We start from the raw sequence: 14,290 nt of genomic DNA, 5'->3' as shown, positions 1-14,290 counted from the left end.
TGGGTTTTTAATATATAGTATATGGATTAATGAAATTACTGCTATTGTTTTTTGCAGTATTTTTTCATTGTTTGTATTCTTTTTTAAGAGAAGATTTAAAAAAGTAGAAGAATAAAATTGTTTTAAAAACGCAAAGTTCGCAAAGTTTTGTAATAAACTTTGCGAACTTTGCGTAACCTTTGTGTCTTTGCGGTAAAACCTGACTACAGATCAAATCCTAAATTCACACCTAATTTCGTAGCAATGATTTTAGTAATTCTTTGTTTTAATTCTGGTATTTTGATGCTTTCGATAACAGCATTTGAGAATGCGTACATCAATAAAGCTTTTGCTTCTTTTTTCGGGATTCCGCGTGACTGCATGTAGAACATGGCTGTCTCATCAAGCTGTCCAACAGTACAACCGTGAGAACATTTTACGTCATCTGCAAAAATCTCTAATTGTGGTTTTGCATTGATTGTAGCTTTGTCACTCAATAAAATATTGTTGCTTTTTTGAAAAGCATTTGTTTTTTGAGCTTCTTTTTCTACCAAAACTTTTCCGTTGAAAACTCCTGTTGAGCGATCAGAGAAAATTCCTTTATAATCCTGGAAACTCTCGCAGTTAGGTTGTGCGTGGTTTACCAAAGTATAATGGTCAACGTGTTGTTTGTCGTTTAAGATCGAAATTCCGTTAAGCGTACTTGTCAATCTTTCGCCAAAATGGTAAAAGTTTAAGTTGTTACGAGTTAAATTTCCACCAAAAGAGAAAGTATGCACATAAGCGTGGCTTTCTTGTTGTTGAGAAACATAAGTGTTGTCAATTAAATTCGCTTCGCTATTATCGTTTTGAATTTTATAATAATCAACAATCGCACGTTTTTGAGCAAAAATCTCAGTAACAGAGTTTGTTAAAACTGGATTTTCGTTCAAACTTTGGTGACGCTCAATAATTTGAACATGTGAATTTTCACCCACAATAACCAAATTTCTTGGCTGTACCATTAAGGCCGCTTCGTTTCCAGTTGAGAAATACATGATCTCAATTGGTTTATCGGCTACTTTTTTCTTTGGGATATTGATAAAAGCACCTTCAATTGCAAAAGCCGTATTCAATGAAGTCAAGCTGTCATCTTTACTTGCAATTTGATTAAAGTACGTATCAATAACCATTTTATATTTTGGTTTGGTCAATGCCGATGACATCAAGCAAACATCGATTCCGTCATGCGTTGTTGAAGACAAATGCGAACTGAAAACGCCATCAATAAATACTAATTTGTACGTATCAATTTCGTGTAAAAAGTATTTTTTTACTTGGTTGAATTCGATTGCATTTTCTTGCTTTGGAAAAACCGTAAAGTCATTTTTTAAGATGGCATTTAGCGATGTATATTTCCAAGCTTCTTCTTTTTTGGTTGGGAAACCTTTATTTTCGAAGTTTTTTAAAGCATTTGTGCGTATGTCATGTAAATCTGAATGTACATCGACACGCTCTTCAAAAGCCATAAAAGACGATACTAATTTTTCTTTTAAATCCATTGTTCTTTTGTTTCCTTCGGTGTTTCAGGTTTCAAGTTTCATGTTGCCTATTGAAACTTATTCCCCTTGAAATCTTTTTTATTTAGGTAAATGATAAAGTTTTTTATTTTACCACTTAAATTTTCATAATCTTTTTTTAAAGCTTCGAATTTTTCTTCTGAAATATATTCAAAATCAAAAACCCGATATAACTGAGATCTTGTTTCTCCGGCTGAACCTTTTGCGATAGATAAAAATTGTCGAAATTCTAAATTTCCATCCCTTTCAAAACCTTCAGCAATGTTATCCATAACCGAACCCGAAGAACTTTTTATTTGATTTTTAAATCTGAGGTCAGATCTTAACTCTGTTTCAACTGAAATAAAATGTATTTCTTTTGCTAACCGTCTCGCCTCTTTCCAGATTTCTAAATCTTCAAACCTCGTAATTGTTGCCATTTCTATTTTAATAAATTTAAGTTTAAACTTACAAAATGTAATTCAACTTGAAACTAAAAAAACATGAAACTTGAAACAAAAATTTAGTTCTCTGCTTTGATCCAGTCGTATCCTTTTTCTTCTAATTCGTAAGCCAATTCTTTTCCGCCAGATTTTACGATTCTTCCGTTGTAAAGAACGTGAACGAAATCAGGAACGATATAATCTAATAATCGTTGGTAGTGCGTGATTACGATAATAGCGTTTTTGTCGCTTTTCAATTTGTTCACCCCGTTTGCAACGATTCTTAAAGCATCGATATCAAGACCAGAATCGGTTTCGTCAAGGATAGCTAATTTTGGCTCTAACATTGCCATTTGGAAGATTTCGTTTCTTTTTTTCTCTCCTCCAGAAAACCCTTCATTAAGAGAACGAGAAAGAAATTTACGATCGATTTCTAACAATTCAGATTTCTCACGAATTACTTTCAGCATTTCGTTTGCTGGCATTTCTTCCTGACCGTTTGCTTTACGAGTTTCGTTGATAGCAGTTTTCATGAAGTTAGTAACGCTAACTCCAGGAATTTCTACCGGATATTGAAAAGAAAGGAAAACACCTTTATGTGCTCTTTCTTCTGGAGCTAAATCAGCAAGATCTTCTCCGTCAAGAATTACTTCTCCATCTGTAACTTCGTAGTTTTCGTTTCCTGCGATAACGGCAGAAAGTGTACTTTTTCCAGAACCGTTTGGTCCCATGATAGCGTGAACTTCTCCAGCTTTAACTTCTATATTAATTCCTTTAAGGATTTCTTTATCACCAATTGCGGCGTGAAGGTTTTTTATTGATAACATCTTTTTTTTGTTTAAAGTTTCAAGTTTCAAGTTCTCAGTTGTGCTGAAAAGCGAAACTTTGAAAAATCTTTTATTTTAATATGATATAAAATTCTTTTTTAATGGTTGCAAAAGTAAGTTTCGGATCAAAAACTTGAAACCTGAAACATGGAACTTTTTTAACCTACAGATCCTTCTAAAGAAATCTCTAATAATTTTTGAGCTTCAACAGCAAATTCCATTGGAAGTTTATTCAACACATCTTTACTGAAACCGTTTACAATTAAGGCAATCGCTTTTTCAGTCGGAATTCCTCTTTGGTTACAGTAGAAAACTTGATCTTCTCCAATTTTACTTGTAGTTGCTTCGTGCTCGATTTTTGCTGTTGGATTTTTACTTTCGATATAAGGGAAAGTATGTGCACCACAATTATTACCCATTAACAATGAATCACATTGTGAAAAGTTTCTTGCGTTCTCAGCTCTTGGCGAGATTTGCACTAAACCACGGTAGCTATTTTGTGATTTTCCAGCCGAGATACCTTTAGAAATAATAGTCGATTTAGTATTTTTTCCTAAATGGATCATTTTAGTTCCGGTATCAGCTTGTTGGAAATTATTAGTAACAGCAATAGAATAAAATTCTCCTACCGAATTATCTCCTTTTAATACACAAGAAGGATATTTCCAAGTTACAGCAGAACCAGTTTCAACCTGCGTCCAAGAAATTTTAGCGTTTGTTTCGCATAAACCTCTTTTAGTTACGAAGTTGTAAACTCCACCTTTTCCTTCTTTGTTTCCTGGGAACCAGTTTTGAACTGTAGAATATTTAATTTCAGCATCATCCAAAGCGATTAATTCAACCACAGCAGCGTGTAATTGGTTTTCGTCACGGCTTGGAGCAGTACATCCTTCAAGGTAAGAAACGTAGCTTCCTTCATCAGCAATAACTAAAGTTCTTTCGAATTGCCCAGTTCCTGCTTGATTGATTCTGAAATACGTTGAAAGTTCCATTGGACATTTTACGCCTTTTGGAATATAACAGAAACTTCCATCAGAGAAAACTGCTGAGTTTAATGCTGCATAGAAGTTGTCTTTTTGAGGTACAACAGTTCCTAAATATTTTTTTACTAATTCAGGGTGTTCTTTAATTGCTTCAGAAATCGGACAGAAAATGATTCCTTTTTCTGCCAAAGTTTTCTTGAAAGTCGTAGCTACCGAAACAGAATCGACCACAATATCCATCGCGACATTGTTCATCTTTTTTTGCTCGTCGATAGAAATTCCTAACTTTTTGTACATCTCTAATAATTCTGGATCAACATCGTCCAGCGTTTTGTTAGGATCTACTTGTTTTGGAGCTGAATAATATGAAATAGCCTGAAAATCTGGTTTTTCGTAATGTACGTTTGCCCATTCTGGCTCGATCATTTCTTTCCAAGCACGGAAAGCCTCGATGCGCCATTCGGTCATCCACTCAGGTTCTTCTTTTTTAAGAGAAATAGCTCTTACAATTTCTTCGTTTAAGCCAATAGGGAAAGTCTCAGATTCTATATCGGTATAAAATCCGTACTCATATTCTTTAGTTTCCAGTTCGATCTTTAAATCGTCTTCGGTGTATTTGCTCATTATTTTTGTTATTGTCTAAAGTTTTGGAGTCTAAAGTTCGAAAGTCAATTGAAGTCTTTATGACTTTACAACTTTCAGCTTTTGACTAAAGAGAGAATGATTCTCCGCATCCGCAAGTTCTACTTGCATTTGGGTTATTGAAAACAAATCCTTTTCCGTTTAATCCGCCAGAGAACTCTAAAATTGTTCCGGCTAGGTATAAGAATGATTTTTTTTCTACAGCAATTTGTATGTCGTTGTCAACGAATATTTTGTCGTCTTCTCCTTTGGTTTTGTCAAATTTTAAATCATAAGACAAACCAGAGCATCCACCGCTTTTTACACCTACTCTAACGTAGTCGCTTGCGGCGTCAAAACCATCATCAGTCATCAGGTCGATGATTTTCTTTTTGGCAGTATCTGAAACTTTTATCATTGTTCTTAGATGTTTGTTTTTAAAGAGCATTTTTTCTCTGTAATGAATTTAGTACAGATTTAAAACGCTAATTTTCAATGTTAAATAGAAATTATCGGCAAAGATACGACTTAAAAACCTTTTTCCATAACGGTTCACATTATTATAACAAATGTAAAAATAGATATTACTTATTTTGATAAAATTGGTCTTGAAATGGCCAAATGGATCTCTATTTTAGAAATAGCTGCAAATATCGCTCCTAAATGTTAAAAAACAAGTATTTCTACTGATAATAGCCATTTTTTATTCAATATTTTTGCAGAAAATTAGGAGTAATTATGAAAAAACAAAATGAAATAAAGTGGTTTAAACCTTTGTTTGCTATAATTTTTGTTTTAGGATTAGGTGCTGTAGTCTTGGTTTTTAGCAGTGAACCTGATAAGAATAATAGTGAAGCTAAAAAGGAAAGCATTACCAATATAATGCCATTTGAAAGTAAAGAAGCAAGTGAGCAAAAGAATATTTTGGATTCTTTAAATACATTAAAAAACGCATATGATCAGGCTATTTTAGAAAAAACAGCTTTGTCTAAAGAATTAGAGTTAGAGCGTAAAAATGTTGAGAATTTAGTGGCTATTATTAAAGCTTCTAATAATCCATCAGCGGAGCAAATTAGAATTTATCGAAATCAGCTTTCAGATTTGAATTCGTCATTAGTAGGAAGAATTCAGGAAATTAGAAAACTGAAATCTCAGAATAAAAATTTATTGACAGAAATAGAAAGCCAGAATGTTGTCATGTACAATCAAAAAGTAGAAAATGACACTTTGGTTTCTAAACAGAAAAAATTAGAATCGACTTTAAAAGATGCTTCAAAATTGTATTTAAGCAATTTTAAAGCTATTGCACTTCGTGAAAAAAATTCTGGTGCTGAATTGGAAACGACAAAAGCAAAGAATACAAAAAAACTTAAAATTAGTTTTACGGTTAACGGAAATGCTGTTGCAAAAACAGGAAAGCGAGTTTTTTATGTTCAGGTTTTAGATCAGAAAAATACGGTTCTGGGAGATAATAAACTGATTGAATTTGGTAATGATAAAGCGCTTGTTTATAGTTTTATAGTAAGTACAGATTTTCAAGGCAAGTCGGTAAATGTTTATGGAATTTTGAATGCTGACCAGTTTAAGAAAGGCACTTATTTTGTGAATTATTTTGATAAGCAGGAAATAATGGGAAGCACTTCGATTACATTAGAATAATCAGAAAATTTGTTTTTAGCTTTAAATTTTAGCAAAAGGGATTTGAATTTTCTAGCTTTGTTCTTTTAGAAAATTATTCTCATGAAACTTTACCCAATAGAATCCGGAAATTTTAAATTAGACGGAGGCGCAATGTTTGGCGTTGTTCCCAAGACAATCTGGAACAAGACAAATCCTGCGGATGCTAATAACTTAATTGATATTGCTGCTCGATGTTTATTGATCGAAGACGGAAATCGTCTTATTTTAATTGATACCGGAATGGGCGATAAGCAATCAGAAAAGTTTTTTGGATATTATTCGCTTTGGGGATCACATTCTTTAGATAATTCTCTAGCGAAATATGGTTTTAATCGAGACGATATTACAGATGTTTTTATGACACATCTTCATTTTGACCATTGCGGAGGAAGCGTTCGATGGAATGCCGACAAAACGGGTTATGAGCCAGCTTTTAAAAATGCCAAATTTTGGACAAACGAAAACCATTGGGAATGGGCAACAAAACCCAATGCTCGAGAAAAAGCTTCTTTCTTGTCTGAAAATATCCTGCCAATGCAAGAAAGCGGTCAGCTGAATTTTATTGAAAGACCAGAATCTGATTTTGGATTTGCAAAAGAACTTGGTTTTGATATTTATTATGTTGACGGGCATACCGAAAAACAGATGATTCCGTATATAAAATACCAAGATAAAACGATTGTTTTTTGTGCCGATTTATTAGCAACAGCGGGGCATATTCCGCTTCCGTATGTGATGGGTTATGACACAAGACCTTTGTTGACAATGCCGGAGAAATCAAAATTTTTGAATTTGGCAGCAGATAATAATCATTATTTGTTTTTAGAACACGATGCACACAATCAAATTATTACTGTTGAGCATACCGAAAAAGGTGTTCGATTGAAAGATGTTTTTACTTGCGAAGAGATTCTTTAAACAGAATAAATTAGACATAAAAAAACCGTTTTCACAATTGTGAAAACGGTTTTTTTTAATTTAACTAATTGTAATTTTCTAAGCTTAGTTTGTCTTAAATTTCCAAACCTGGCCTACGGTCTCACCACCTTTATTGTCTTTAGCAACAATTCTCCAGTAATACTGTGTTGTTGGCTGAAGCGTAACCTCAAATGATTTTGAACCTGTATTTTCGCTTACTTTCGCAGTTGGAGGATTTGCTGTTCCAAAATAAACATCATAGGTAAGAATATCAGAAGTGTCAACATCAGAAGCATTCCACGTTAAAGTTGCAGATGAAGTGCTAAGAGCTGCATTTATTGCAGGAGCAATCAATTCTGGAGCAAACGGTAAATGATTCACTACAGCTGTCCCTGCAGTATAAAACTTAAATGTTGAAGAATAAGCGCTAGCTAGACCTTTGCTATCAGTTGCTTTAACTCTCCAATAGTAAGCTGTATTTTTCTCTAGTGCTAATGCACTTGTAGAAAGAGATGAATTGTCAAGGGTATTCACGATTTGAGTAAAACCGTTATCTTTTGCAATTTGAATCTGATAAACGATTGCATCTTTTTGTTCATCAGTTGAAGCATTCCATTGAAAAGAAACATTGTTGTCTAAACATAATTTATTGTCTGCAGGTATACTCAACACAGGTACAGTTGGAGCTGTGTTTGCTGCTGGTGGAGTAACGGGATCATCTCCGCCCCCGCTTCCGCAGGCTGCAAATACTAAACAGATTATTGATAAATATATAGAATTCTTCATTTCTTAATTTTTTATGATTTTAATGTATTCTGGAGTTTCTAAATTGATTTTAGCAGCATAAATTCCTGAAGGCAATTTTTCAAGATTTAAAAGCGCTCTTCCGCTTTCAGTGTTATAAGTTCCATGAGAAACTAACTGACCGCTAAAATTGTATAAATCAATAACAATTTCAGTTTTTGAGCTAGGAATTTCGATTTCAATACTGCCAGAAGTAGGATTTGGATAAGCCGAAAGCATTGTTCCTAATTCATAAGAAGTAACTTTTTTGGCAAAAACACCTTCGCAAGCTTTTGCGGTTGCGACTTCAATTAATCCGGCTTTATCTAGAGAAACTGTAAAATTATTGTCTGTTGTCTGGAATTGCTCTGCACCATTAACAAATACGGTGAAAGGAGCGGTTCCTTCAGTAATTTCAACATTTACTGTTTTAGCGCTTACATCAGATCTTCCTGTCGTAGTTGCAGCTTTTTGAATAGTAAAATTGAAATTTTGTTCAAAGTTTTCTTCAGCAATGGTAACAGAAACGGTATAAGTGCCAGGAGCTAAATTTGCTATTTTCACGCTGTTGTTGGAGAATGAATATGCTTTTCCAGCTATAGTTGCTACATAGGCATAAGATCCTTTTGCAGTAATGCTAATTTCTCCATTGTTTTCACCTTGGCAAGATTCTCCTTTTGTTTCAACGGTAAAGTTGTCACTTGGCAATACAAGAGCAGTCCCACAATTAGTATTATAAGAAGCTGTTGCATCTTTTTTGTTTGCCATTTTTGTATTAGCAACAGTTACATCGTCAACCTGAATACAAGTTAAATTAGGATTGTTCGTAAAGTTTAGGTAAAAATCACTTTCATAGTATTGGCTGAAAGCTGCATTATTACCATTCTTAATATTTAAGGAAACTAAATTATTTGAACTACAATTTACCGCTGCAAGTTTTTTGTTTTTTGAAAGATTTAAAGTCGTCAATTTATTCTCAGGACAATATAATGTCCATAAATTGGTGTTATTAGATAAATCTAAAGCAGTTAGTTGATTTTTACTACATGTAAACTGTGATAAGTTTGTGTTTGCAGACAGATTTAGAGTTGTCAATAGATTGTTGTCGCATCCAAACTGTATTACAGAAGTCACTTTAGAAATATCTAAAGTCTTTAATCGGTTATTAGCAAGGAAAAGATAATTGATATACTTGTTGTTTGACAAATCTATGCTTTCCAATGAATTGTTGACACAATTTAGATAATTTAAATTTGGATTTGCTGTTAGATTTACACTGGTAAGTTTATTGCTATCAGCATATAAATAATTAAATTTTGGGTTTTTAGAAAAATCTAAAGAAGTCAATCTGTTGCCTTGACAGTTGACAGTTGTAAGCTCAGGATTTTTAGAAAAATCGATTTGAGCCAATACATCATTGTATCCGCAATCAAATTTTGATAATAAAGCATTTTTAGAAATATCAATTGAACGCAGACGGTTTCCTCCACAATTTACCTCTGTCAAAGCGGTATTTTTAGAAAGATCTAATACCGTTAAATAATTATATCCAACAGATAGTTTTTCAAGTGCTTTAAAGTCTTGTATTCCTGTTAAATCTTGTATTGGAGTAGTTTGTACATTTGTAGACTCATTAAGATTTAATTCTTTTACAGAAGAAATACTAGATGTTAAAACAGCTCCGTTAACACCATCTTTATCTATACCAAGTGCAATTAATTTAGTTTCAAAATTAGCATCAGGTAACATTGTAAAATTATTTGCATCACAAACTGTTGAGTAAGAAGTGGCGATCTCTTTTGCATTTGCCCAATTAGAGTCAGCAAAAGCTTTGTCGTCAACCTGAATACAAGATAGATTAGGATTGCTTTTAAAGTTTCCTGCAGTAACATTTTGCATTTTTGAATTGTTTCCATTCTTCAGGTTTAAGCTGAACAAATTATTTGAAGAACAATCCACTTCTGTTAATGCCGTATTTTTTGAAAGATCTAAATTTAATAATTGATTTGATTTAGCATTTAATGCTGTAATTGCAATATTTTTTGTTAAATCGATCGTTTTTAAATTATTAGAAGAAATGTTCAACTGTTTTAAAGCAACAAATCCTTCAATTCCGGCAAGATTTGAGATCGAACTTCCAGATACGTCTAAAGTTGAAATTGAAGAAACGCTAGAAGTTAATACTTTTCCGTTTTTTCCATCAGTATCAATTCCTAATGCAATTAACTTATTTTCGAAATTAGAATCTGGAATTGCAACAAAAGAGTTACAAAGCGTATTATAGTTTGCTGTAGCATCTTTTAAAGCAACCCAGTTTGTGTTGGCATAATTTTCATCATCTACTTGAATACACTTTAAAGAAGTATTGTTTAAAAATGAAGAAGTCGTTTTGTTAAGCAATGTATTTTTGCCATTTTTCAAATCTAAACTTACGAGCTTATTGTTTGAAGCATTTACAGAAGTTAAAGAAACGTTTTTAGATAAGTCTAAGAATAATAATTGGTTGTCTTGGCAATTTAATGTTTCTAAACTGCCAAAATCCTGAATTCCGGTTAAGTCAGAAATACTGCTTCCAGAAACATCAAGAGTTTTTATTTGAGCAATACTTGAAGTTAAAACCTGTCCATTTTTACCATCAATATCAATTTTTAAGGCAATTAACTTATCTTCAAAATTTGAATCAGGAATAGAGGTGTATGGTCTGCAGTCTTCAGAGAATTTGGCCCAACTGTCTTTTTTTGTGCCCCATTTTAGATCAGCATTAGCTTTGTTGTCAATTAAAATACAAGTTAGACTTAGATTTTTTAATAAGGAAACATCCAAAGCTGCATTGTTGCCATTTTTAAGATTAAGATCATAAAGCAACTTGTTAGACGTAATGCTCGCGTATGTCAATTTTGTATTTTTAGATAAATCTAAGCTCTCAATCTTACTTTCTCCAAAGTACAAAGAAGTTAAGGCAGTATTTTTAGAAAGATCAAGGCTCTTTAGCGGAACATTTCTAGAAACAAATAATTGAAGCTTTGGGTTATTGCTAAGATCAATTTCTGTTATTTGATTAGAGTCAATCGTTAACTGTTCAAGCAATAAATTTTTAGTTACATCCAGTTTGGTTAAACTATTATAATGAACCTCCAATCTGGTTAATTTTGCGTTTTGCGTTACATCTATAGCAGTAATTTTATTCAAAAGACAATCTATAGCAACAAGTTCTTTATTGTTGGAAAGATTTAGTTCTTTTAATTCATTTCTAGAACAAGATATGCCAGTTAGTAAAGTGTTTTTTGATAAATCTAAACTAGTTAATTTATTTTCATAACATTCTAGCGTTTTTAAATTTGGCTGATTGGTAACGTCTAAAGTCGTTAAACTATTAGTGTATACTCTAATAAGTTCCAATAAAGTATTTTTAGAAATATTTAATTCTGTCAGTTTAGAACCTTGACCGCTTAAATTCTTTAAAAGCGTATTTTTAGATAAATCTATTGATGTAATTGTGTTGTATGCGAAGTTTAGATCTGTAAGAAGAGGGTTTTGAGATAAATCTAAACTGGTAATTTTATTGCCGTAACAATTAAAATCAACAAGCTCTTTGTTATTTGAAACAGAAATAGAGGTTAGCTGATTAGATTCAAATTTTAATGTTTTTAGTTTAGTGTTTTTAGCAACATCTATTGCTGTTAACTTATTGCTTCCAAAATTTAAACTCTCCAACTCAAGATTATTAGAAACATCTAAAGCTGTTAATAGATTTGAACTAACATCTAAATTTTTAAGCTTTAAGTTTTTAGAAACATTCAAGGTAGAAATTTTACCAGCATTTCCTTTAAAAACTAAACTTTCAAGAGCGGCAAAATCTTCAATTCCAGTTAAATCTTTGATGTTCCATGTTTTGAATGAAACATCCAAAGTTTTTATTGATGAAATGTTGCTTGTAACTACTTTTCCGTTTATTCCATCTTTGTCAGCTCCAATATAACTCAAATAACTTTCGAACTCTGGATCAGGAATTTTAGTGTATTGCTGCTCATTAATATCAACCATAGAAACATTATCAACCAAAATTTCAGAGTTGAGACTTCCATAAGTCCAAATATCAACTTCGACATTTTCAGAAACAGTTGGAGTATATTCAAATTCTATTTTTCTCCACTCAGTAGCAGAAAAAGTAACATCCGATTTTTTAATAATTTCCTCCTTAAAAGTACCAGGTTTATGTTGCAAACTAAAATCTATAGAAGAAAACGTTCCTTTTGCAAGTTTGTGATATAATGTAACTCTATACGTTTTACCAGCAATTACCGGAAAATAGTCCGTGTTAATGAAGTTAAATGTTCCGCTGGCAACCATCATGTTAATACTTGATGAACCATTTTGAGCGACAGTACTTTTCGAGATATAACCGCTAAAATATTGAAACCAGTTATCGGGTTTTGAAGATACAGACCAAGTTTCGAAATTTCCATTCGGAACTAAGTTGGTTTGCGCATAATTAGAAAAACTTGCCAGTAACAGCAATAAGAGTAGTTTTGTCTTCATAGAATAAATTTAGGATTAGGTCGCGCAAGTATACTCGATTTAAATGGCCAAACCTTACGGAATGACGTAAAGGCTATATTATTTGTTGATTTTTTACCATTCAAAGTCATTATAAGTATATTTTTGAATGAATAGAATTACATTTATAATGATTTGAATGATAAATATTTGAGAGTATTATAGTTTTGATTATTTTTCGTCAAAATTTCATAACACATTGTTAACAGTTAGTTTTTTGTAACAAAAAAGCATAATTTAGACCCATCTTTTAACTTTACTTATATTTATACATACATGAGTCATATAAAACCTCTTAAATTATCTGCTTTTGCATTGCTTGTTTTAGCAGGTTGCAGCGCTACAGTTCAGGCGCAGGTTTCCACTTCAAAAGAGTTTATTAAAGCACCAGCGGCAGTTGTAAAAAAAGCACCTCTTAACGAAAATGAATTAAAAAGATGGAGCCATCTTGATTTAATAAAAGACTCAATTCCAGGAATGAGTGTTGATAGAGCTTATGCTGAATTACTGCAAGGTAAAAAAGGGCAGAAAGTAATTGTAGGAATTGTAGATTCTGGTGTCGATATCGAGCACGAAGATCTACAGGGAATGATCTGGACAAATAAAAAAGAAATTCCAGGAAACGGAATCGACGATGACAAAAACGGATTTATAGACGATGTTCACGGATGGAATTTCCTTGGAGATGCTGTTCACGAAAATCTAGAATTGACACGTATCGTTAAAAAAGCCGATGATGGTTCTGCAGAATACAAAGCAGCTTTGGCAGAATATACTAAAAAGTATGAAGAGGCTCTTCAAGATAAACAGCAAGCAGATTTTTTACTTGATGTTCATAACACAATTAAAAAAGAACTTAATAAATCAGACTATAAACTCGAAGATTTAAGCGCAATTACTTCAACAGATCCAAAAGTGGCAAGAAGTAAAGCAATTATGAATCAGATTTTTACCAATGCCGGGCCAACTTTTAATCCAGAATCTGAATTGACAGAGTATAGTGAGCAAGTTGAAGATCAGTTAAAATACAATTTAAACAAAGAATACGACGGAAGAAAAATCGTAGGAGATAATCCAGAAGATATTAAAAACAGCCATTATGGTAATAATGTTGTTTTTGGTCCAGACAAAGAAAAAGCACTTCACGGAACTCACGTTGCGGGAATTATTGCCCAAGTTAGAGGAAATAATTTAGGAGGAGACGGTGTAGCAAATAACGTTGAAATTTTGACAGTTAGAGCTGTGCCTGACGGAGATGAGTACGATAAAGATATTGCTTTGGCAATTCGTTATGCGGTAGACAATGGAGCAAAAGTAATCAATGGAAGTTTTGGAAAAAGCTTCTCTCCACACAAACAATGGGTTTATGATGCCATTGCTTATGCAGCTAAAAAAGACGTTTTAATTGTTCATGCGGCTGGTAACGATGGTTACAATATCGATGAAATAAAAAACATCAATTATCCAAACGATTCTAAAGACAACGTAAAAGAATTTGCAGATAATTTAATTACAATTGGAGCTATTAATAAATCATACGGAGAAAATGTTGTGGCTTCATTTTCAAACTTTGGGAAAATAAACGTAGACGTTTTTGCCCCAGGTGAAGAAATTTATGCAACGGTTCCAAACAATAAATACAAGTATTTGCAAGGAACATCAATGGCATCTCCAAATGCAGCTGGTGTTGCGGCTTTAATTCGTTCGTACTATCCAAAATTAAAGGCGGCTCAAGTTAAAAAGATTTTGATGGACTCTGGAGTAGCGCTTCCTTCAATGGTTGTTTTAGGAAAAGGTGAAAATCCTGGAGAAAAACCAGCAGCTGTTTCTTCTGCAGAATCATCAAAAACAGCTAAGATGGTAAATGCTTACAACGCTTTATTAATGGCAGAAAAAATGTCTAAAAAATAAACTATAGTACACTATTAATCCAATGGAAGGGCGAGAGCCCTTCCATTTTC

General features: G+C 32.8%; 10 protein-coding genes. 3 read left to right on the top strand and 7 right to left on the bottom strand.

Annotated features, from left to right (window positions below):
* Positions 1-203 precede the first annotated feature (203 nt).
* From sufD to AAYQ05_RS00805, 5 genes are all read right to left on the bottom strand, one after another.
* Positions 204-1,520, bottom strand: a complete 1,317-nt coding sequence (gene sufD, locus AAYQ05_RS00825; protein ID WP_111368792.1) for a Fe-S cluster assembly protein SufD — start codon at positions 1,518-1,520, stop codon at positions 204-206.
* Between the two features lie 47 nt (positions 1,521-1,567).
* Entirely contained in the window at positions 1,568-1,957 is a 390-nt protein-coding gene (locus AAYQ05_RS00820; protein WP_343540534.1) for a four helix bundle protein, read from the bottom strand.
* Between the two features lie 83 nt (positions 1,958-2,040).
* Positions 2,041-2,787 carry a Fe-S cluster assembly ATPase SufC gene (gene sufC / locus AAYQ05_RS00815; RefSeq protein ID WP_008466070.1) on the bottom strand — a complete coding sequence of 249 codons (747 nt, stop codon included), beginning with the start codon at positions 2,785-2,787 and terminating at the stop codon, positions 2,041-2,043.
* A gap of 158 nt (positions 2,788-2,945) precedes the next feature.
* Positions 2,946-4,394, bottom strand: coding sequence for a Fe-S cluster assembly protein SufB (sufB, locus tag AAYQ05_RS00810; protein ID WP_177211367.1), 1,449 nt, complete (start codon positions 4,392-4,394; stop codon positions 2,946-2,948).
* Positions 4,395-4,479: 85 nt separating this feature from the next.
* Positions 4,480-4,809 (bottom strand): HesB/IscA family protein, encoded by a 330-nt coding sequence (locus AAYQ05_RS00805; RefSeq protein ID WP_012023267.1) that lies wholly within the window; start codon positions 4,807-4,809, stop codon positions 4,480-4,482.
* A gap of 320 nt (positions 4,810-5,129) precedes the next feature.
* Here AAYQ05_RS00805 and AAYQ05_RS00800 point away from each other — a divergent pair, with 320 nt between their 5' ends.
* Positions 5,130-6,050 (top strand): DUF8428 domain-containing protein, encoded by a 921-nt coding sequence (locus tag AAYQ05_RS00800; RefSeq protein WP_343540533.1) that lies wholly within the window; start codon positions 5,130-5,132, stop codon positions 6,048-6,050.
* An 81-nt stretch (positions 6,051-6,131) separates the two neighbouring features.
* Entirely contained in the window at positions 6,132-6,989 is an 858-nt protein-coding gene (locus tag AAYQ05_RS00795; protein WP_343540532.1) for an MBL fold metallo-hydrolase, read from the top strand.
* 84 nt (positions 6,990-7,073) lie between these two features.
* On the opposite strand, the gene AAYQ05_RS00790 is transcribed toward AAYQ05_RS00795, so the two are convergent.
* Positions 7,074-7,775: a fibronectin type III domain-containing protein gene (locus tag AAYQ05_RS00790; RefSeq protein WP_343540531.1), complete on the bottom strand. Its 702-nt coding sequence runs from the start codon at positions 7,773-7,775 to the stop codon at positions 7,074-7,076.
* 3 nt (positions 7,776-7,778) lie between these two features.
* Positions 7,779-12,311, bottom strand: a complete 4,533-nt coding sequence (locus tag AAYQ05_RS00785) for a T9SS type A sorting domain-containing protein (RefSeq protein WP_343540529.1) — start codon at positions 12,309-12,311, stop codon at positions 7,779-7,781.
* Between the two features lie 294 nt (positions 12,312-12,605).
* Between AAYQ05_RS00785 and AAYQ05_RS00780 the strand changes: the two genes are divergently transcribed.
* On the top strand, positions 12,606-14,240 hold the full coding sequence (locus AAYQ05_RS00780) for a S8 family peptidase (protein WP_343540528.1): 1,635 nt from the start codon (positions 12,606-12,608) through the stop codon (positions 14,238-14,240).
* Positions 14,241-14,290: the final 50 nt, after the last annotated feature.

It is taken from the genome of Flavobacterium movens, assembly GCF_039581425.1.
Lineage (GTDB): Bacteria > Bacteroidota > Bacteroidia > Flavobacteriales > Flavobacteriaceae > Flavobacterium > Flavobacterium luteolum.
This window is presented reverse-complemented; position numbering and strand designations above follow the sequence as displayed.